This is a genomic window from Marivivens sp. ABH4_498, assembly GCF_056160585.1.
The window spans coordinates 1-19,239 of sequence record NZ_JBSWXL010000007.1; the positions used below are offsets into that span (position 1 = coordinate 1).

A 19,239-nucleotide genomic window follows, 5' to 3' on the forward strand; every position below is an offset into this window, starting at 1 on the left:
ACGTGGTCAAACTGCTGGTGTTCTGCCACCCTGATGACGACGCCGAAACCCGCGCCCTGCAAGAGGCCCGCGTGAAACGTCTGTGGACAGCGGCGCGCAACAACAATCTGGAATTCCTGCTAGAGGTGATCCCATCCAAAGTGGGCCCTGTGGATGACGACACCACCGCAACGCTGATCCGTCAGTTCTATGACGCGGGCGTCTATCCTGACTGGTGGAAGCTAGAGCCGTTCAAAACCGATGCGGCGTGGCAAAACGCGATCAACGCGATCGAAGAAAATGATCCGCACACTCGCGGTATTGTGGTCTTGGGTCTGGACGCCCCCGAAGACGAGCTGCGCGCATCGTTCGAGGTCGCTGCCAGCTATCCTTTGGTCCGCGGTTTTGCCGTTGGCCGGACGATCTTTGGTGATGCGGCGCGGGCATGGATGAAGGGCGACATGACCGACGCAGAAGCGATCGAACAAATGTCTGATCGTTTCACCCGCCTGTGCAACATCTGGGACGCGGCCCGCGATGCGGCACGTCTGAACGCTGCCGAGTAAGGAACGACGACTATGGCAAACACAATTCGTTTAACGGCCGCTCAGGCCATGGTGAAATGGTTGTCGGTACAGATGACCGAAGCCGGCGAACGCTACATTGATGGCATGTGGGCGATCTTTGGTCACGGTAACGTGGCTGGGATCGGCGAAGCGCTGCACGCCTATCAGGACGTCTTTCCGACATGGCGCGGTCAGAACGAACAGACCATGGCACATACGGCGATTGCCTATGCCAAAACGATGAAACGCACCCGCGCGATGGCGGTGACATCATCGATCGGGCCGGGATCGACCAACGTTGTGACAGCGGCTGCGCTGGCGCATGTGAACCGTCTGCCACTGCTGATTGTTGCCGGTGACGTGTTCGCGAACCGCCGCCCCGAACCTGTGCTGCAACAGGTCGAAGATTTTGACGACGGCACCATTTCGGCAAACGACTGTTTCAAACCTGTCAGCCGCTATTTTGACCGCATCACGCGTCCTGAACAGATCATGTATGCGCTGCCACGTGCACTGCGCACGATGACGGATCCGGCGAACTGCGGTCCTGCGACTCTGGCATTCTGTCAGGACGTTCAGGCCGAAGCCTATGATTATCCTGTCGACTTCTTTGAACCGCGCGTTTGGCGCGTGCGCCGTCCGGCCCCTGATGCGGGCGAACTGGCGCGCGTAGCGGATGCGATCAAAGGCGCAAAGAACCCTGTGATTATCGCAGGCGGCGGCGTGATCTATTCGCAAGCGGAATCCGAACTGGCGGCCTTTGCGGAAAAACACAACATCCCTGTGTCGGAAACGCAGGCGGGCAAATCGGCGTTGCCGACATCGCACCCAATGGCGTTTGGCGCATCGGGCGTGGACGGATCGGCGGCATCGAACGCTGTTGCGGAAACGGCGGATGTGGTGATCGGTATCGGCACCCGTTTTCAGGATTTTACCACCGGATCGCGTACCCTGTTCCGTGATGATGCAAAGCTTATCTCGATCAACATCCACGGCTATGACGGAAACAAACACGGCGCTGAACCGCTGGTGGCGGATGCCAAAATCGCGCTTCAGTTGCTGGGCGCTGAACTGGGCGATTACCGCGCCGATGCCTGTGATCCTGCACAGCGCGAAGACTGGCTGCGCGCGGTCGACGCATATTGCGCGCGCCCTGATGATCAGGACGCAAAACCGACCGACGGTCAGGTGATCGGCGCCGTGCAACGCGCGACCGATGACAGCGCGATCGCGATGTGCGCTGCGGGCACCATGCCAGGCGCGTTGAAACTGCTGTGGCAACCGTCTCAGGGTGGATACCACATGGAATACGGCTATAGCTGCATGGGGTACGAGGTCGCAGGCGCATTGGGCATCAAACTGGCTGCACCTGAACGCGACGTGATCTGCTTTGTCGGTGATGGTTCGTACATGATGGCGAACGCGGAACTGGCAACAGCCGTCATGCGCCGCATTCCGTTCACCGTTGTTCTGACGGACAACCGTGGTTACGGCTGCATCAACCGTCTGCAGACCATGGGCTGCGGCGGCGAGCCGTTCAACAACATGTACGTCGATTGTAACATCGAAGTGCAGCCAGAGATCGACTACGTCATGCACGCAGCATCGATGGGCGCGCATGCGGTCAAAGCGGCGAACACCGACCAGCTAGAGGCGGAAATCAAAGCCGCGCGGACCCGCAACATCCCGACCGTGATCGTCATCGACACCGTGGCCAAAGATTTCCCCGGCACCGGCATCGAAACCACCGCTGGTTCCCACGGTTACTTCTGGGACGTTGCCGTTCCTCAGGTATCGACACGCGAAAAACAACAGAAACGGTTCGAAGAATACCTGACGCAAATTGCTGGCCAGAGCCTCATCAACTAAGGAACGGACCTATGATCCAATTCGGCACAAATCCTATTGCATGGGCCAATGACGACGACCAATCTCTTGGCGCGGATATCCCGACCGAGCGCATCCTCGAAGAAGCGGGCCATCTGATCGGCTTCGACGGGATCGAGAACGGCCACCGCTGGCCGCAGGACGATCCCGAAGCCCTGCGCAGCCTGCTGAAGGGCTACGGCATGGCGTTCATCTCGGGGTGGCATTCGCTCAATGTGCTTGTTAACTCCATTGAGGACGAGAAAGCCGCGATCCAGCCCCATCTTGACAAGCTCAAACACAATGGCTGTACCGTCTGCATTGTCTGTGAGACTTCGAACACTATCCAAGGCGATCAAAAGCCTCTTTCCGAACGTCCCGTTCTGGATGAGGCGGGCATGACCGACTTTGCCGAGCGAGTGGAGGAGATCGCCGCCTATTGCGCCGAGCAGGGGATTGATCTGGTCTATCATCACCATATGGGCACCGTCGTGCAAAGCCCCGAGGACATCGATGCGTTTATGGCGGCAACTGCAAAGGCAGGTGGTGCAACAAAGCTGTTGTTTGATGCGGGCCATTGCTATTTCGGCGGCGGTGACCCCGTGTCGGTTTTGCGTAAACACGTGGGCCGCGTCCGCCACTTCCACGCCAAGAACGTGCGCCCCTCCGTGCGCGAACAGGTGGAGCGCGAAGGGTGGTCCTTTATGGACGGTGTACGTGGTTCTGTCTTCACCGTTCCGGGTGATCAGGAAGGCGCGGTTGATTTTACGCCGCTGCTACAGCTGCTCGCCGACACCGGCTATGACGGCTGGATCGTAATCGAGGCGGAGCAGGATCCCGACCTGCGTAACCCGCTGTTGTATCAGACTCTTGGCCTGCATACGCTCAAACGGATTGCTCGCGAGACGGGTCTGATCCCCGCCTGAAAGACACGGAGATGGTGAATACGAACGACCCTTTTTATCGCCCCCTGTGGCGCCGCATCGTGATCGTTGCGCTCTGTTTGGGCTGGGGACTGTTCGAGATCGTTTTCGGCGCGCAGCTTTTTGCACAGATGTTTTTAGCAGTTGGCGGATACGCCGCCTTCCGTCTTCTTTTGACCTTCAAGCCCGATTACCCAACGGAGTGACCCATGCCCGACCTTCTTAAACGTCCCTTCGGCACCCACGGCAAGGTGCATCAGATCACGCCCGAGAGTGCTGGCTGGCGCTATGTCGGTTTTGATCTGATCAAGCTGCGCGCGGGCGAGACCTGGGCCGAGGCCACGGGCAAGAACGAGGTGATCCTTGTTATGATCGAGGGCAAGGCCAAGATCCAAGCCGCAGGCAAGGATTGGGGCGAATTGGGCAAGCGGATGAACGTTTTTGAAAAAACACCGCCGCATTGCCTCTATGTCCCGAACGATAACGATTGGTCACTAGAGACCACGACCGATGCTACCATCGCGGTGTGTAAAGCCCCCGGCAAGTCGGGTCACGAGGCGCGCAAAATCGGGCCTGAAGGGATCGAGCTGACGCAGCGAGGCGAGGGCGTGAACACACGCTATATCAACAATATCGCCATGGAGAACGAAGATTACTGTGACAGTTTGCTCGTCACCGAAGTCTTCACCCCCGCAGGCCACTGGTCCTCTTTTCCGAGCCACCGTCATGACGAAGACGATTTCCCGCGCGTGACCTACCTTGAAGAGACCTACTACCACCGTATCAATCCTGCGGATGGGTTCGGCATCCAGCGCGTCTACACAGACGATCTGCAGTTGAACGAAACCATGGCCGTGCATGACGGCGATGTGGTCTGCGTGCCGCGTGGGCACCATCCTTGCGGTGCGCCCCACGGGTTCGAGATGTATTATCTGAACGTCATGGCGGGCCCGCTGCGCAAATGGCGCTTCGTTGCCGCGCCCGAGGTGGAACATTTGATGTGAGCGGGTCTATAGCAATATATCAGAACCTGTCGGGCGCAAATATGCGGTGCACGGGTTGTTCCATGCCATGGCCCGTGACCTTGGCCCTGATGGCATCCGCGTGGACACGGTGTTCCCATTTTGGATTATGACCGATAGGCAAAAAAGAGCTTTGGGTTGCACCCGCGGTCAATGAAGAACATCTGGAGGGCGATTGCCATCAGACACTGCTCACGCGTGAGTATTTGGTGCAGATGGTTCTCTTTATCGCATCTGAAGACGCCGCGATGTGCTCGGCGAACAACTATTTGGTGGAGGCAGGTTCACTATGACTGAGCAACCTTTTCAACTGGCAGCATGTGCCGAGATGCTCTGGGGCGACAAGCCGATTGAGTGGCGTGCGGCACGCCTGACCGAAATGGGGTTTGGTGTCGGACTTTGGAACTGGCCCGAACATGATTTGGCCAAACTGGAGGCCGTGGGTGCGAACTACACCATCATGAACGGCTATCTCGTAGGGCGCTTGACGGATGCGGAGGGTGCGGAAATGCTGCTAGCCTCTGCGCGCGAGACGGCGGCGGTCGGTAAACGGCTGAGCGTAGACCGCCTCAACCTGCATGGGACGGGTCTTGGAGACGGCGGCATTCCGATCCCGGAGCATGGATCATTTACACCGGGCATGTTTATGCGCGCCCGAGACACGCTGCACCGTATCTGTGATTTGGGCGATGAAATGGGTGTTACCTTTACCCTCGAAAACCTCAATCCGATCGACCATCCGGGGTGCCCCTTCGGTTCTACAGCGGATGTTCTGGAACTGGTGAGCACAGTGAACCGCCCACAGCTCAGGATCAATCTGGACCTTTATCACACCCAGATCGGGGAGGGGGATCTGATCCGCTGGTGCGAGGCGTGTTTGCCGTGGATCGGAGAAGTACAGGTCGCCGACAACCCCGGTCGCTGTGAACCGGGGACGGGTGAGATTAATTACGCAGGGGTCGCGCGGGCGTTGAGCGAGATGGGCTATCGCGGCCCTGTTGGAATGGAGGCGTTTGCCGCCGCAGATCCAGTGGTCGCGTTAGAGGCCTTCCGGTCGGCCTTCACTTTGTAAGAAACCGCTGCGTTAAATTTCCCGGGAAACATTCATCTCTGAACGGACGTTTGTCCGTTCAGAGATGAATGCGCGGTTTTTCGTTATGCGACAGCTATCGGCTAGCCATTCGACGAAGATGTTGTACCGTGTCATCATGGACGCTGTGACAATTTCGATCGAGTGAAGGCTGAGGTGCCCCTAGTTTCCCAGATACCTATCTCGTTCAGTTTCCGCTGTCTGGTCTCGAAGTCAAGGGGCGATGGCATGCCGTTATTCGTGTGCTTAGGTTTTGGATTGTAGAACATCTCGATGTACTCGAATACGTCCCTCCTAGCGTCATCGCGTGTCGGGTAGGTTCGACGCCTAATCCGTTCCCGTTTCAGCAGTTGGAAGAAGCTCTCTTCCACCGCGTTGTCGTGGCATTTGCGGTGTCGGCTCATGCTGGGTTCTAGATTGTGCTGGCGGAGAAACGTCTGTCATTACCTGCTGGTGAACTGAGATCCCTGATCCGAAAGCACCATAACCTGAGCAGCAGGCTTTCGCCGGCAAGCGGCCAATAGTAAGGCCTGCAGGGCGAGATCAGAGGTCATGCGGGAATGGGCGGACCATTCCACGACACGGCGCGAGAACAGGTCGATGAAAACGCATAGGAACATCCAATCCTCGTGGGTCGTGATATAGGTGATGTCGGTGACCCAGACTTGGTCAGGCACAGATACCTGGAATTTCTGATCCAGCCTGTTCTCTGCCACGATGGTTGGCTTCCCGCCGTAGTGGCCAAGGCGGTTCCTGAAGTCGACCAGCGCAGTGATCCCGGCCAGGGACGCGATGCGGGTTCATCGCGATGCGTTCGCCCCGGTCGCACATATTGTCGGTGAGTTTGCGGAAGCCGTAGACCTTGCCGCTGTCGGACCAGGCTTGTCGGATCAGTTCGGTCTGACGGATGTTTTCCTGGGCACGGTGGCTTAACGGTTTCTTAGACCATGCAAGAAACCCGAAAAATGGACCCGCAGTACCCGGCACATGGCCCGGACACCGAACTCTTCGTGATGCGCCCTGAGTAAAGCCTACTTCATTGGGACCTTCGGGCAAAGTACAACACCGTTGCCTATTTTTAATGTCGCGTTCCTCGGTCACACCGGCCAACTCGCGCTTGAGCCGCCGGTTCTCAGTCTCATGGTCGATGCTGTTCGCTTTTGACACAGGTTCCCCGAACAGCTTCATCGATTTGTACAAAGAATGCGTACTGACGCCCAAGCGCTGGGAAACCTCCCGAACCGGATATCCGCGAACCGCAATCTGATGCACCGCGCCACTGTAATTGATTATCCCCATGTCGACCACCTAGCCTCAAAAATAGGGGGCAAAGCGTCTACAAATCTAGGGGCACCTCATCCTCCCAGAAAGTGATCAGTCTCAATGAATTTGGGGAGTGGTGCAACCTAGGTGTGTAAAAGTTGTACCTGTCGCGGTTTGAGGCCGCTCCTTTGAACGCATTTGCTGCAAAAAAAAGGAGGCGAGCTTTAGGGCCTAAGGCTGCGTCGAAAAATCTGATTTTAAGTTCCAGTTTGTAGGTGGCGAAACATGTAGTGCCACAGCGGGCAGTTAATTTGTAACGAATTTTCCCCACGCTTCCATCATAGGCCGACGTTGCTCCAGTAAATCCGTACGGTGGTAGGCAGCCTCGGTGCTGTTTGAGATTGTGTGCGCAAGCGCCCGTTCCGCCAAGTCGCGTGGATAACCGTTTTCTGACGCCCAATCACGAAAGCTGCTGCGAAAGCCGTGTACGGTTGCGGTGCGGCCGAATTGATCACTCGGGATCTGGCTATCCCTAAGCACCTTGGTCAGCGTCATATCGCTAAGCGGTTTAGGCGGGCGATTGGAAAAGATCAGATCTTCGCTGATGCAGTTTTTCCAAAGATGCTCCAGCACCTCGATAGCTTGATCGTTCAGTGGCACGCGGTGAATGCGTTTTGCCTTCATTAATTCTGCGGGCACGGTCCAGACGCGTTTTTCGAAATCGATGTGTTCCCATTTGGCTCCTCGTACTTCGCCCGATCGGGCAGCGGTCAAAATCAGGAATTTCAATGCCATTTTTCCCATCGTGATATTCGTGTTCAGAATTGGCGTGACCGTTATGGACAATTCTCGCCATGGGACGGCTGGATGATGAACCTTGCGATCGCTTTTTGACGGCGCTTTGGGGAGGAGGGCGGTCACCGCAGCGATTGGACTGGCTTGGATGTACCCCTGAGCAACGCACCAAATCATCACGCGTTCGCAGCGCTGTTTTACGCGGCCAGCCGTTTCGGGTTTGGCTAACCAAATCGGGCGTAAGGCATTCGCAAAGTCGCGTGCTGTTAAGGTATCGACTTTTAGATGCCCGATAGCTGGCACAACGTAGGTGTTGATCGTCGTGATCCACTGGGATTTGTGTTTGTCGTTTTTGAAGCTGGGACTGATGTCGTCAAAAACGCGCTGGGCGGCATCGGCAAAACTGGGGATCGCGTCTAATGCGGCTTGTTTTTCGGCGTCTTGCCGACGCAGTTCGATCGGGTCTTCGCCCGCTGAAATCAGCTCGCGCGCCTCAAGAGCATTTTTGCGTGCTTGAGCTAGTCCAATTTCGGGATAGCTGCCCATGCCCATATCGCGCCTTTTGCCAGTGAGGGGCGATACAAATCGTAAAGTGTACTTGCCGGTGCCCTTTTGGCTCCCGGGTTTGATCGACAAACCTGTGACGCCGCCAATGGGAATCACTTTGCCGCCAGGTTTCAGATTTCGTGCCTTTGTGTCGGTCAGCATGGTCATCCATCTGGGGCGAAAAGGCGATCTCAGCCCCACATCCAGCCCCACATTTGTGTTGAATTTGTATAAGTCTGGATGTTACGGGTTGAGACAGGTTGTGTAAATTTATTATTTAAAAATAACAGTTTATTTTGTCATTTGAGATTTCATGATATTTATTGACGGCGGACTTCCTGTCCGCCACTACCCCCCATTTCGTTTGATGCCATAAAACGCCTGCGTTCGCAGTTGGGCGAAGCCGCATTAATTATGGCGAGCATCGTCAAGAGCGCCCAAAAGTTATCCTTTTGCGCGGAAAACTGTCTGAAAATTGATCATTCGGCGGGCGCGGTTCGAAAAATCTGTCTCAGCACTTGGGCTTTGGGCGGTCAAACGGCTCAATGAAGGGGCAGGACGTTTAGGGTTCCGTTCGCAAATGCGAAGTCTGGTCCAAGAAGCGTCACCCGTTCGGCAAATTCCGAGGGGGCACACGGCGGGCCAAAATCCCGGGAGATTACTGCGTTGGTTTTGTCCGCGCTTTTTCTTTTTGTTCCGCCTGCGCGGCGATGCCGACCTTCTGAGAATAGGCGGACGCTAGAACGGGGAAAGTCATGACCAAATCAAACCTTCTCGCTGCTTCGGCGCTCTCGATGGGTGTGCTGGCTGCTATTGCGTCTCCAGCAGTGGCCGAAGAAAAAACCGAATTCAAACTGGCGTGGTCCATCTATGTTGGCTGGATGCCTTGGGGGTATCTAGAGGACAGCGGCATCATGGACAAATGGGCCGACAAATACGGGATCGACGTCGAGATCGTGCAGATCAATGACTATGTCGAGTCGATCAACCAATACACAGCCGGTGCATTCGACGGCGTTTCAGCCACCAACATGGATACCCTGTCGATCCCGTCGGGTGGGGGCGTGGACACGACCGCATTGATCATCGGCGACTACTCGAACGGCAATGACGCTGTGATCCTGAAAGGCGAAGGCGGATTGGCCGATCTGGCGGGGAAACCTGTCAATCTGGTTGAACTGTCTGTGTCGCATTACCTGCTGGCGCGGGGGCTCGATAGTGTTGGCCTGTCCGAAGCGGATCTGGATGGTGTGATCAATACCTCTGATGCTGACATGATCGCGGCCTATGCCACAAATGACGTCGAAGCGGTGGTGACGTGGAACCCGCTCGTGTCCGAAATTCTGGGGTCCAACGCGGATGCGACCAATGTTTTTGACAGTTCGGCCATCCCCGGTGAAATCCTGGATCTGATGGTGGTGAACACGCAAACATTGGCCGACAACCCCGCGTTTGGCAAAGCCGTCGCTGGTGCGTGGTACGAAGTCATGGCGCTGATGGCCGCCGGTGACGAAGCCGTTTTGACCGCAATGGCCGAAGCGTCGGGTACGGACCTAGACGGGTACAAAGCCCAGCTGGCTGCGACCGAAATGTTTTATGATCCCGCTGATGCCGTTGCGCAGGCATCTTCGGCCGATTTGCCGGTGACCATGACCGCAGTGGCCGAGTTCCTATTTGACAAAGGCATTTTGGGCGAGGGTGCGCCGAGCCCCGATTTCGTGGGTGTGGCCTATCCCGATGGGTCGATCACAGGCGACGAAAACAACGTGAAATTCCGTTTTGACGCGACCTACATGCAAATGGCCGCTGACGGCGACCTGTAAGAAAAGGTTGGTCCGACCTTGTGTTGGGCCACATTTGCCATGCGTCTGATAAACCGAAAACCGTCTCGCTCCACAGGTATATTGTTGGCTGCGCTGCCGTTTGTTTTGATCGTCATCGCCTATGCGATCGGGTCTGACATACGGCTGTCGGCCAACCCGTCGGACAAACTGTTACCTGCGCCTTCCACCATTTGGGATACCGCTGTGCGGCTGTTTACCGAAGGCGATCGCCGCACGGGCAAAATTTTGTTGTGGCACGACACATGGGCGTCACTTGTGCGGCTTTTGGGCGGCGTTGCGATTTCTGCCATCCTTTCGTTGTTGATCGGGATGGTGATCGGGCTGTTGCCCTATGCGCGGCGCAGTTTGTCGGGTTTCGTGGCCGTTTTGTCGATGGTGCCGCCATTGGCCTTACTGCCGATCCTGTTCATCGTGTTCGGGTTGGGCGAAGCGTCCAAAATCGTGTTGATCGTCATCGGCATCACTCCGTTTATGACCCGCGATCTGGCCCAACGGGTGTTAGACATCCCCCATGAACAGATCGTCAAAGCACAAACGTTGGGCGCGTCTAGCCTTGTTATTGCGTTGCGTGTGGCCTTGCCGCAGGTGTTGCCGCGGCTGATTTCCAATATCCGCCTTTCGCTGGGCTCTGCGTGGCTATTCCTGATCGCAGCCGAAGCTGTCGCCTCGGACGTTGGGCTGGGGTACCGTATTTTCCTTGTCCGCCGCTATTTGGCGATGGACGTAATCCTGACCTATGTCATCTGGATCACCGTGCTGGCATTTGTGATCGATTGGCTGCTCAAATCCCTGTCGCGCCGCGCTTTCCCATGGATGGAGGCAGGCCTATGAGTTTCGTTTCAGTCACCGATGTCTGGCAATCCTATGGCGATCGTTCGATCCTAGAGCGCGTCAATCTAACCGTGGATGAGGGCGAATTTGTTTCGATCGTTGGCGCGTCTGGCTGCGGTAAATCCACGTTTCTGCGTATGCTGTTGGCCGAAGAAACGCCAACCCGCGGGGCAATCCGTATCGATGGTGGCGCCCCTGCGGTCGAACCGAACCCCGAACGCGGCGTCGTGTTTCAACGCTACTCGGTTTTTCCTCACCTAAGCGTGCGCGACAATATCGTTGCGGGGGAAAGTTTTGCCACGACCTTTGGCAAACTGCGCGGCGCGGCGCGCAAGGCCGCATATGAACGCGCTGATGCGATGCTACACCGTATCGGGCTGAACCACGTCGCCAACCAATTTCCGGCAAGCCTATCTGGGGGGATGCAACAGCGGCTTGCCATTGGGCAGGCCATGACCGCCAAACCGCGTGTTCTGCTGCTGGATGAACCTTTTGGTGCGCTGGATCCCGGAACGCGGATGCAGATGCACGCGTTCCTGATGGAACTTCGGGCCGAAACCAACATGACCACCTTTATGGTCAGTCATGATCTGGAAGAGGCGTTCAAACTGGGCGACCGCGTTTTGGTTTTCGACAAACCGCGCTGGGATCCCCATGATCCGGGCGCCTATGGCGCGACGATTACCTATGATTTCGATGCACGCGACAAAGGCGTGCCGTTTCAACACATCCTCGACCGCTATCCCAGTTTGGCTGCGGATTGAGAGTTTCCGCCGCATGCGCCCCTGGGCTCCGTTTGCGGTCTGTCACCAAAGCCCAGAAGCCGCCCATTACTACGGGCAATTGATTTAGGAGACTGTGATGTTTTCGGATCCGAGAAAGACGCGTTCGCACCATCCACGCGATCAGCGCGAAACACTAGAGGCCCGCGAAAAGCGCGCGCACCACCCAGACTTGACCAAATTGGCGGGCTGGAAAGCAATGCAGAAAGAGGCCGACCTGCCCGAAGGCCGCTGGGACGAAGAACGCCGATGGGCGCTGCGCATGGGGCTGACAGGCGCTGACACAATCGAGGATAAATCCATCCCGACCTTCGCGCGCGGGGAACTGCCGCATTTCGCAGGGATCAACACGTTCCTCAAAGCGCCCTATGCCGAAGACGTTCTAGAGGTTGCCGATTATGACGCGACCGTTCTGGGCATCCCGTTTGACGGCGGCACGACTTACCGCCCCGGCACGCGTTTTGGCCCCCAAGGCGTGCGCAAAATCAGTGCGCTGTATACGCCGTATAACTATGAAATCGGCGTCGATTTGCGCGAACAGATGACATTGTGCGACGCGGGTGATGTGTTCACCATTCCTGCGAATATCGAAAAATCGTTTGATCAGATTAGCCGTGCGGTCAGCCATGTGTTCAGTTCCGGTTCGTTGCCTATCATGATCGGCGGCGACCATTCGATTGGGTTCCCATGCGTGCGCGGCATTGCCGAATGTACGTCGAAAAAGATCGGGATCGTCCATTTTGACCGTCACGCCGACATTCAGGAAAAGGATCTGGATGAACGGATGCACACCACTCCGTGGTTCCATTCGACAAACCTGCCTAACGTGCCTGCCAAGAACCTGGTTCAGATCGGGATCGGCGGCTGGCAAGTCCCGCGCGAAGCGGTAAAGGTCGCCCGCGAACGCGAAACCAACATCATCACCATGGGCGACATGGAAAAGATGGGCGTCGACAAAACCATCGAAATGGCGCTGGAAATGGCGTGGGACGGCGTTGATATGGTCTATATGTCCTTTGACATCGATAGCATCGACTGCGGTTTTGTGCCCGGCACAGGCTGGCCCGAACCGGGCGGCTTCCTACCGCGCGAGGCACTGGCGCTGGCCTCTGGCATCGCTGCCGAAGGCATTTGCGGGATGGAGCTGGTCGAAGTGTCGCCGCCCTATGACACGTCGGACATCACAGCGCTAATGGGCACCCGCGTTATTGTCGACGTTCTGGGCGCGTTGGTGTCAAACGGGAAACTGGGCGCGCATAAAATGTTTATCGATAAACCCGTGACGATCCCGCATGGCGAATTTGAAGGAAAGCGGTGGTCCAATGCCACATGATCACGGCCCCGATGGGCATCACCATCATCATGAACACGTGCATCATGGGCATGGCCACAACCATGCCCACAGTGATCACCTGCACAGCCATATGCACCACGAAGATGAAGCCGCAGACCTGCAGGTTTTGGCGACGCAGTTCATCGATGGGTTTATGAAAGCCGCTGACAAAACCAGCTATCTAAAACTGGCGGGCGTCCCGTTTGAAAGGCCGTCAAAAGGTGGCGCAAAGGCGCTGAAACTTATCGATGTAGAGCTGAAAACCGATTGGCAGGTCGGCACGGCGTCTCCGTCTTTCGGATCGCGGGAATTATCCTATCTGCCGTTTCCGGGCGAAATGGTTCAGGAACGCACCAATATGTCGCTGATCTATGTGTCGCTGGATGAAAAATCGACGCTGGATATCCGCGACTTTCTGCTTCAACGCAAAAGGGAAATCGAAAAATGAAGCTGCTTTGCACAACGTTTGCTGCCAGCCTGACAGCAACAACCGCAGTCGCCCACGGCGGCGGTCATCTGCATCCTCATGGTATCGATGTGCCGTTCATTGGGCTTATGGCTGCAGCATTGGCTATTTTCGCCTTTGCGGTTTTAAGAAAATAATCGCGATGGGCCGTCGATGAAGACGGCCCATCGTTTTCTACGTTTCGGGGTCAGCTGCGGGCGCTACCGTAGGTCAAAGAGCCTCGATCGCGGCGCCAGAAAAAATATAGCTGAAACGATTAGAGGCCGACTGCGCGGATTTGTGGATATAGCGACAGCGGATTTCCAGATCCTTGCCTTTGAACTGACCTTTGGCTGTTATGTCGGCATCGGCCTTGCGGGCATTGGTGGCCATTTCCTCTAGGGTAATGAAATCCAGTTTTTGGCCGACATTTGAAATCGGGCGATGGACGTCCTGTTTTTCGAATCCCAACAAATTGCCCAGACGATCGCTGAACCGAATGATGTTGTGATTTTCGTCCGTGAACAGACAGGCGGCGCCTATGATTTCCAATAGGATTTCGGTGTCGTGGGCCGTTTCAATGATCAGTTCGATTTTGCGTTCATGTTCGGCGGATACGGACATCAGCTCTTCGTTGACGGCCTGCAATTCTTCATTGGAGGCTTGTAGTTCTTCGTTGGATGCCTGCAGCTCTTCGTTCGACGCTTGCAGTTCTTCGTTGGACGCTTGCAATTCTTCGGCGTTGGTTTCCAGACGTTCGGTAACGAACTGAAGGCTTTCTTCGGTCAGGCGCAGGTCGCGGGTCAGTTCGTTGATGCGCGCATTCAAAACATCACGGTCTGCAACCGCAGTCGATAGATGTTCGATCGGTTGGGCCACGTCGTCTACGGTTTCGTCTTCTGCCGATCTGCTGAATGTTGCCAGAACCGGACGGGCTGTATGCGTTGTGTTACCCAAGGCTTCGATCGTTAGATTGAATTCGGTCTTTTCGCCTGCTTCGTTGGTTAGGTGGATCCGGCGGTGATACGGTTCCAATTCGTCTTTGCGAATTTTTTCCAGCGCGATGTTGATGAAATACTGCAGGTCGGGGTGAACAATTTCCGACACCCGCCAATTTGCCAGATTGCTTTTGGTGTCGATATACAACCCCGCTGACCCGAACCACGTCAGCACATCACCATCCGTATCCACAAGGATCGACGACGGCGCATAGCGTTTCAACAGGGCGTCATAGCCAGCGATCAATTTGTTGCGGGCATATTCACGCGATGATGCGTCCATTCGGTAATCGGTATCCAGCGGGGCAGGGCGCGCAGGCAACGGACGCGATTGAATTTTTTGGCTTCTGTTGCGTTCGTTTGTTTGCATCGCTTTGAAGGTCTGTGTCGGTGTCGTGAAAATGCTGCTGGCTAAACGGCGCGTATCGCTATTTTTTCTAAAGATGCGCCACTTGCTGCTTAGTTCGTCAAATTCAGCGCCAAAGGCGCCTAAATTTTCGGATGGGCCCAGCAGCAAAAAACCATCCTTTTCCAACCCGAATGAAAACCGTGATAGCAATTGTTCTTGGGCGATTGCGCCAAGGTAAATCATCATGTTGCGGCAAGAAATCAAATCAATCCGCATAAATGGCGCGTTGCTAATGGCGTTATGTCGGGAAAAAATGATCTTTTGCCGAATAGAATTTTTGATCGTAAATCCAGCCGCTGCATCGTCAAAATATCGGTCGCGGATATTTTGGGGTAAATTTTTCAACTGTTCATGCGAATAAACACCCGAAGAGGCGATATCGACCGCTGGCTGAAAAATATCCGTCGCAATGATGCGGAAATTCAAAGGCGCGCGATTTTCATGCAGCGCTTCGGCCAGATCAATCGCGATCGAATACGCTTCTTCGCCGGTGGCGCATGCCGGCACCCAAATCCGAACTTCGTCGCCTGATTTGATTTTTTTAACCAGCGACGGATAAACGATTTCCTTCATCAGGTTAAAGCATTCGGGATCGCGGAAAAATTCGGTCACGCCGATCAGTAGGTCGCTGTAAAGATCCTGTAGGGCAATCGGGTCTTGTTTCAATTGGCGTAATAGCGCCAAGTCATCCGTTGCGCCCGTTAACTGGCGGCGACGTTGGATGCGCCGCAGGATTGTGCGATCTTTGTAGTTGGTGAAATCGATCCCGTATTCATTTTCGATCAGTCGGAAGATTTCTTTGATCGGGTTTTGGTTTGCGACCTGTAACAGGTCCTGATTGCTTTGTTGATCTACCCCAAGGCTGATCAAAGCAGGCAGTTCCCGCGCCAGTCCGGTTGTGGCTGTTGGGCATTCTTTCAACGTGGCCTGCGGCATCGCGTCGAATTCGGCTTCTTTGGGGGATTGCGTGAAAATCAGGCCGCCCGTTTTTTGCAGCACGGCCGCGCCTTTGGATCCATCGGATCCGGTGCCGGATAGAATAACGCCAACAGCGGGTCGGTTCGGGCTATAGGCAAGGGACCGAAAAAAATGGTCAATCGGCAGTCTGGGGATGTCATCGTTTTGTTTGTACGGGACCAGTTTGAATTTATCGTCAACCAGTTCAATATGCGTCGACGGGGAATTCAGATAGATCGTCCCTGCTTCGATCTGATCACCATCTTGGATTTTTTTGATTTTCAACGATGACTGCCGCTCCAGCAGTTCGACCATCAAAGAATTGTAGCCAGGCGACAAATGCTGGATGATTACGTAGCAGGTTTTTGTGTCGGGTTTGGTCCCGTGAAAGAAATTTTCCAGAGGCTTTAGGCCGCCCGCCGATGTTCCTATTGCCACAACTGTAACCATGTGTACTCAATGTCCCATTCAATCCCACATTTAGATCAAGTTAACGGGTTTTCGGCAAATGATCTATGGCTTGATGCCTAGACCTGTCATGTGTTTACCGTTAGGGATTGGTATGATTTCGTTTTGTTTGGCGACAAATTCGGCGCTGATTGGTTCATAAAGGTTACTTAAATGGCCAAAATTATTGTTTGTGACGATAATCCGATGTTCCTACAAGCCATATCGGTGGTCATTTCAGATATGGGTTATGACGTGCAATGCTGTGAACAAGGTGATGAACTCATCGCACATCTGTCGCAGCAATTTTATGATGTGGCCATCATTGATCTGATTATGCCAAGGGGCGGAGGCGTTGAATTAATGCACCGCACCAAATTGGCGTCGCCCAACACCAAAATCGTGGTCTGCACGGGCCGCGTTGAAATGCTGGCGTCTCCGATCATGGAAGTGGGCATGAAATCGGCGGATGCAAAAATCAGCAAGGATATGGATCCAACCGATTTGCATTTCATGCTGGAAAAGTTGATCGCGTCAAATACGTCTGCGGTGTGATATCTGCAGATTAGGCGAACCCTTTTTCGGTCTCTAAAATGGTTTCAATCACCTTTGCGATCTGACGACGCGGCGTTGTTTTCGGTAACATGTGCGATCCTGCCAGATCGCCTGGCAAAGTCGTTGTTTCATAGCCCGTGAAAAACACAAACGGGATGCCGTAGGTTTTGATTTCACGCGCAAAATCATACGATCGTTCCGACCCGCCCAGATTAATGTCCAGCAGCGCGAAGGTTGGTTTTTCTTTTCGTAAAAGAGCCTGCGCTTGGGCTTGGGTCGCAGCGGTGCCTATGACGTGATATCCTGCACGTGTTAGCGTCGCTTCCAGCAGGTCAGCGATCAAAGCTTCGTCTTCTAGGATCAGTACACTGTTCATCATGATATTCCTTTGGGATCGGCGCGAGGGTTACCCGCTGATTTTTTCCAATGGGATTGTGAAACGATAAATGATGCCATCAGACGCAAAGCTGCGTTCGATCTGACCGCCTAGCTGTCGTTCGATGGTCGATTTGATGACTTGGGTTCCTGCGCCCGTGTGTTCGGTCGGTTCGACCTTGTCGACGCCGGATTCAATCCAGTTGAAAATCAGGTCTTTGTCTGTTTTCGACCAATTGATATCCAGAACACCGTTCTTTGCACTTAGCGCTCCGTATTTGATCGCATTGGTGGTCAATTCGTGGATGATGAGCGCGATAATCTGCACGCCTTTGACCCCTAGATCGAACACGCTTTGGTCGATGTTGACCCGATCCGAATGGACCGACGCAAAGGGCGCAATTTCTGCGGTGACAATGTCGTTCAGCGTTGCGCCGCTCCATTTTGTGCCGGCCAAAATGGAATGGGTGCGGCCCAGCATGCTTAACCTGTCTTCGAACGTATCCAGAAAATCATCTATGTTTTCCGAATGCTGGCTGGTCATAAACGCAATAGAGTTGATCAGCGCGATGATGTTCTTGACGCGGTGATCCAGTTCTTCGGAAATGGTTTTGTTTAGGACTTCGGTCTTTTTGCGTTCGTCGATGTTCAGCGCAACGATGTAGTATCCAGGCTGGCCGTCCTGACGGCGGGTGGCCTGAATAAGATAATATTTTTCATCGATTCCCAATATGGGAACCAAGGCTTCGCAGGATGTGGTTGTAGAGTTGTTATAGAACAAATCACGACGCAGCAGGGCGGTGGTTTCCAGCCCAAAGATATCAGATACGTTGATCTGCCCGACGTCCATCGGGCCTACGCCCAATTCGTCAAATGAATCGTTGACCTGAAGTAGGGTGAAATTTTCGTCCGTAATGCCGACCAGAACAGGCAAACCACCGACAAGGTCGCGATAATGACGTTCGTTATCTGCCAGCTCTGCCTGAACCTGCGCTGTGCGCAGCGCGGTACTGGCGATTGCTGCCATGCCTTCGATGGCGCTGGCTTGGGTGGGTTGGATCGTCTCTAGGGTGCGTGAATAGATCACGATCGCGCCGCGCGCCGTGTTTGTGTGGCCGATCCTGCAAACAAAGCAGTGTTCATCGGCAGGCGACAGCCAGAAATTCGATGGTTCGATTAACCGTTCGGCCGATTGGTCCGCTTGGATCACTGTAAACGAATTTTGTGCAGCGATCAGTTCGGTGCGCGAAATGCCCAGAGCGCGGCTTTGTCCAACGACGCCGTCCGCCCAATTTGTGCCTGCGGCCAAGACGCCGACATCTTTTTTATCGTCAAACAAAACTATTCCGACGCGGGCATCGGCGAACATAGTGTGAAGGTATTCGCACACGCTTTGTAGGGCTGCGGTTGGGTTGTCGCCCAGACCGATCATTGCGTAACTTTTGGCCAATTCGGCGTGCGCCATCAAAAATTGTTGCCGTTCAAGTTCGTTCGCCGCTGCAGTTGTGTCCATGGTTAAAAAAATGGATATGCTAGCGTTCTTTTTTTCGATCTGGCGGATGTATTTTGTGCCTTTCAAACCGATACGCCGAACGATTGGGCCTGACCCGAGCCTAACTTTAGCGATGTCATCCGGAACGTTCGGGCCTAGGTATTCGGCTTTGGTATCGGTCAAACGATAGCCCCGTAGCAGGTTTGCGAACGTTTGTTGTAGTGAGTTAGTGCCGTGGATCGATTTGACGAAATTGTCAGCATCGATATCGACCTGCAGATAATACAGGTGGTCGGTCTTTGGTTTTTCTGCGGTTTTTTGCGGTATCGTATCGGCGTACCATTGCGCGAGCTGCCGGAACGTAATCAGAACAAGGTTATCCGCCGATTTTCCAACTCTTTTCGCTTTGACGAAAATGTCTTCGAACTGTTTTGTCGCGATCTCTCCGCTAAGTGCGCCTTTGATCATCTGATGAACAAAGATCGCAAAACGTTCGTCGATCAGGGCGTCAATTGTGCAAGGCAGTTTGGGCGTTGGTTTGTGCCATAAGCGGAAAAGGTTGCCGTGCATGTCGATAATGCGCATGTGCTGATCCACAAGGATCGCGGCAGGTGTTTCGTGGTCCAACAGAATGCTTTCGATATCCTGATCAGAATATCGGTGCCTTGCGTATGAATTGCCTAAATCAAGATTCATGTCGGTCCTCGATGGGCAGCCAAAC

18 protein-coding genes, 1 pseudogene and 1 riboswitch are annotated in these 19,239 nt (G+C 54.6%); of the genes and pseudogenes, 14 read left to right on the top strand and 5 right to left on the bottom strand.

Features of this window, described 5'->3' with window-relative positions; all coding sequences use genetic code 11:
- The 7 genes from ACXAGA_RS13415 to ACXAGA_RS13445 form a co-directional block, all read left to right on the top strand.
- Positions 1 to 545 (top strand): 2-deoxy-5-keto-D-gluconate 6-phosphate aldolase domain-containing protein (locus tag ACXAGA_RS13415; protein ID WP_475117985.1); only part of this gene is annotated, 545 nt, incomplete at its 5' end.
- 12 nt (positions 546 to 557) lie between these two features.
- On the top strand, positions 558 to 2,414 hold the full coding sequence (gene iolD / locus ACXAGA_RS13420) for a 3D-(3,5/4)-trihydroxycyclohexane-1,2-dione acylhydrolase (decyclizing) (RefSeq protein ID WP_475117986.1): 1,857 nt from the start codon (positions 558 to 560) through the stop codon (positions 2,412 to 2,414).
- Between the two features lie 11 nt (positions 2,415 to 2,425).
- The gene (iolE, locus tag ACXAGA_RS13425; protein ID WP_475117987.1) at positions 2,426 to 3,337 is read left to right on the top strand and encodes a myo-inosose-2 dehydratase; all 912 of its coding nucleotides are present in this window, start codon (positions 2,426 to 2,428) and stop codon (positions 3,335 to 3,337) included.
- A gap of 11 nt (positions 3,338 to 3,348) precedes the next feature.
- A complete protein-coding gene (locus ACXAGA_RS13430) occupies positions 3,349 to 3,540 on the top strand; it encodes a DUF3329 domain-containing protein (protein WP_475117988.1) in 192 nt (63 codons plus the stop codon).
- A 3-nt stretch (positions 3,541 to 3,543) separates the two neighbouring features.
- Positions 3,544 to 4,338: a 5-deoxy-glucuronate isomerase gene (gene iolB / locus ACXAGA_RS13435; RefSeq protein ID WP_475117989.1), complete on the top strand. Its 795-nt coding sequence runs from the start codon at positions 3,544 to 3,546 to the stop codon at positions 4,336 to 4,338.
- A 67-nt stretch (positions 4,339 to 4,405) separates the two neighbouring features.
- Entirely contained in the window at positions 4,406 to 4,513 is a 108-nt protein-coding gene (locus ACXAGA_RS13440) for a hypothetical protein (RefSeq protein WP_475117990.1), read from the top strand.
- Between the two features lie 132 nt (positions 4,514 to 4,645).
- Entirely contained in the window at positions 4,646 to 5,428 is a 783-nt protein-coding gene (locus ACXAGA_RS13445; RefSeq protein WP_475117991.1) for a TIM barrel protein, read from the top strand.
- Positions 5,429 to 5,562: 134 nt separating this feature from the next.
- Here the strand turns inward: ACXAGA_RS13445 and ACXAGA_RS13450 are convergent.
- Positions 5,563 to 6,745: pseudogene (locus ACXAGA_RS13450) on the bottom strand (IS3 family transposase).
- A gap of 270 nt (positions 6,746 to 7,015) precedes the next feature.
- Positions 7,016 to 8,212 carry a tyrosine-type recombinase/integrase gene (locus ACXAGA_RS13455; RefSeq protein WP_475117992.1) on the bottom strand — a complete coding sequence of 399 codons (1,197 nt, stop codon included), beginning with the start codon at positions 8,210 to 8,212 and terminating at the stop codon, positions 7,016 to 7,018.
- A gap of 389 nt (positions 8,213 to 8,601) precedes the next feature.
- Positions 8,602 to 8,709, top strand: a riboswitch (guanidine-I (ykkC/yxkD leader).
- Positions 8,710 to 8,805: 96 nt separating this feature from the next.
- On the opposite strand from ACXAGA_RS13455, the gene ACXAGA_RS13460 reads away from it, so the two are divergent.
- From ACXAGA_RS13460 to ACXAGA_RS13485, 6 genes are all read left to right on the top strand, one after another.
- Positions 8,806 to 9,873: a putative urea ABC transporter substrate-binding protein gene (locus ACXAGA_RS13460; protein ID WP_475117993.1), complete on the top strand. Its 1,068-nt coding sequence runs from the start codon at positions 8,806 to 8,808 to the stop codon at positions 9,871 to 9,873.
- A gap of 84 nt (positions 9,874 to 9,957) precedes the next feature.
- On the top strand, positions 9,958 to 10,725 hold the full coding sequence (locus ACXAGA_RS13465) for an ABC transporter permease (protein WP_475117994.1): 768 nt from the start codon (positions 9,958 to 9,960) through the stop codon (positions 10,723 to 10,725).
- A complete protein-coding gene (locus ACXAGA_RS13470; RefSeq protein WP_475117995.1) occupies positions 10,722 to 11,489 on the top strand; it encodes an ABC transporter ATP-binding protein in 768 nt (255 codons plus the stop codon). The genes ACXAGA_RS13465 and ACXAGA_RS13470 overlap by 4 nt, the downstream gene beginning before the upstream one ends.
- A gap of 97 nt (positions 11,490 to 11,586) precedes the next feature.
- Positions 11,587 to 12,840, top strand: a complete 1,254-nt coding sequence (locus ACXAGA_RS13475; protein ID WP_475117996.1) for an agmatinase family protein — start codon at positions 11,587 to 11,589, stop codon at positions 12,838 to 12,840.
- The gene (locus ACXAGA_RS13480) at positions 12,830 to 13,288 is read left to right on the top strand and encodes a hypothetical protein (protein WP_475117997.1); all 459 of its coding nucleotides are present in this window, start codon (positions 12,830 to 12,832) and stop codon (positions 13,286 to 13,288) included. Before ACXAGA_RS13475 ends, ACXAGA_RS13480 begins: the two co-directional genes overlap by 11 nt.
- Positions 13,285 to 13,443: a peptidase M23 gene (locus ACXAGA_RS13485; RefSeq protein ID WP_475117998.1), complete on the top strand. Its 159-nt coding sequence runs from the start codon at positions 13,285 to 13,287 to the stop codon at positions 13,441 to 13,443. The genes ACXAGA_RS13480 and ACXAGA_RS13485 overlap by 4 nt, the downstream gene beginning before the upstream one ends.
- Positions 13,444 to 13,516: 73 nt before the next feature.
- On the opposite strand, the gene ACXAGA_RS13490 is transcribed toward ACXAGA_RS13485, so the two are convergent.
- A complete protein-coding gene (locus ACXAGA_RS13490; protein WP_475117999.1) occupies positions 13,517 to 16,099 on the bottom strand; it encodes a CheR family methyltransferase in 2,583 nt (860 codons plus the stop codon).
- Between the two features lie 171 nt (positions 16,100 to 16,270).
- On the opposite strand from ACXAGA_RS13490, the gene ACXAGA_RS13495 reads away from it, so the two are divergent.
- Positions 16,271 to 16,651, top strand: a complete 381-nt coding sequence (locus ACXAGA_RS13495) for a response regulator (RefSeq protein WP_475118000.1) — start codon at positions 16,271 to 16,273, stop codon at positions 16,649 to 16,651.
- A gap of 10 nt (positions 16,652 to 16,661) precedes the next feature.
- On the opposite strand, the gene ACXAGA_RS13500 is transcribed toward ACXAGA_RS13495, so the two are convergent.
- Positions 16,662 to 17,030 (bottom strand): response regulator, encoded by a 369-nt coding sequence (locus ACXAGA_RS13500; RefSeq protein ID WP_475118001.1) that lies wholly within the window; start codon positions 17,028 to 17,030, stop codon positions 16,662 to 16,664.
- A gap of 27 nt (positions 17,031 to 17,057) precedes the next feature.
- A complete protein-coding gene (locus ACXAGA_RS13505; protein ID WP_475118002.1) occupies positions 17,058 to 19,214 on the bottom strand; it encodes a sensor histidine kinase in 2,157 nt (718 codons plus the stop codon).
- Positions 19,215 to 19,239: the final 25 nt, after the last annotated feature.

What these genes read in the sequence shown, in the direction of transcription:
- ACXAGA_RS13460 (WP_475117993.1), top strand. Translation starts at nt 8,806, where the DNA reads ATGACCAAATCAAACCTTCTCGCTGCTTCGGCGCTCTCGATGGGTGTG.
- ACXAGA_RS13475 (WP_475117996.1), top strand. Translation starts at nt 11,587, where the DNA reads ATGTTTTCGGATCCGAGAAAGACGCGTTCGCACCATCCACGCGATCAG.
- ACXAGA_RS13430 (WP_475117988.1), top strand. Translation starts at nt 3,349, where the DNA reads ATGGTGAATACGAACGACCCTTTTTATCGCCCCCTGTGGCGCCGCATC.
- iolD (WP_475117986.1), top strand. Translation starts at nt 558, where the DNA reads ATGGCAAACACAATTCGTTTAACGGCCGCTCAGGCCATGGTGAAATGG.
- iolE (WP_475117987.1), top strand. Translation starts at nt 2,426, where the DNA reads ATGATCCAATTCGGCACAAATCCTATTGCATGGGCCAATGACGACGAC.
- ACXAGA_RS13480 (WP_475117997.1), top strand. Translation starts at nt 12,830, where the DNA reads ATGCCACATGATCACGGCCCCGATGGGCATCACCATCATCATGAACAC.
- ACXAGA_RS13455 (WP_475117992.1), bottom strand. Translation starts at nt 8,212, where the DNA reads ATGCTGACCGACACAAAGGCACGAAATCTGAAACCTGGCGGCAAAGTG.
- ACXAGA_RS13500 (WP_475118001.1), bottom strand. Translation starts at nt 17,030, where the DNA reads ATGATGAACAGTGTACTGATCCTAGAAGACGAAGCTTTGATCGCTGAC.
- iolB (WP_475117989.1), top strand. Translation starts at nt 3,544, where the DNA reads ATGCCCGACCTTCTTAAACGTCCCTTCGGCACCCACGGCAAGGTGCAT.
- ACXAGA_RS13470 (WP_475117995.1), top strand. Translation starts at nt 10,722, where the DNA reads ATGAGTTTCGTTTCAGTCACCGATGTCTGGCAATCCTATGGCGATCGT.
- ACXAGA_RS13490 (WP_475117999.1), bottom strand. Translation starts at nt 16,099, where the DNA reads ATGGTTACAGTTGTGGCAATAGGAACATCGGCGGGCGGCCTAAAGCCT.
- ACXAGA_RS13505 (WP_475118002.1), bottom strand. Translation starts at nt 19,214, where the DNA reads ATGAATCTTGATTTAGGCAATTCATACGCAAGGCACCGATATTCTGAT.
- ACXAGA_RS13440 (WP_475117990.1), top strand. Translation starts at nt 4,406, where the DNA reads ATGGCCCGTGACCTTGGCCCTGATGGCATCCGCGTGGACACGGTGTTC.
- ACXAGA_RS13485 (WP_475117998.1), top strand. Translation starts at nt 13,285, where the DNA reads ATGAAGCTGCTTTGCACAACGTTTGCTGCCAGCCTGACAGCAACAACC.
- ACXAGA_RS13445 (WP_475117991.1), top strand. Translation starts at nt 4,646, where the DNA reads ATGACTGAGCAACCTTTTCAACTGGCAGCATGTGCCGAGATGCTCTGG.
- ACXAGA_RS13495 (WP_475118000.1), top strand. Translation starts at nt 16,271, where the DNA reads ATGGCCAAAATTATTGTTTGTGACGATAATCCGATGTTCCTACAAGCC.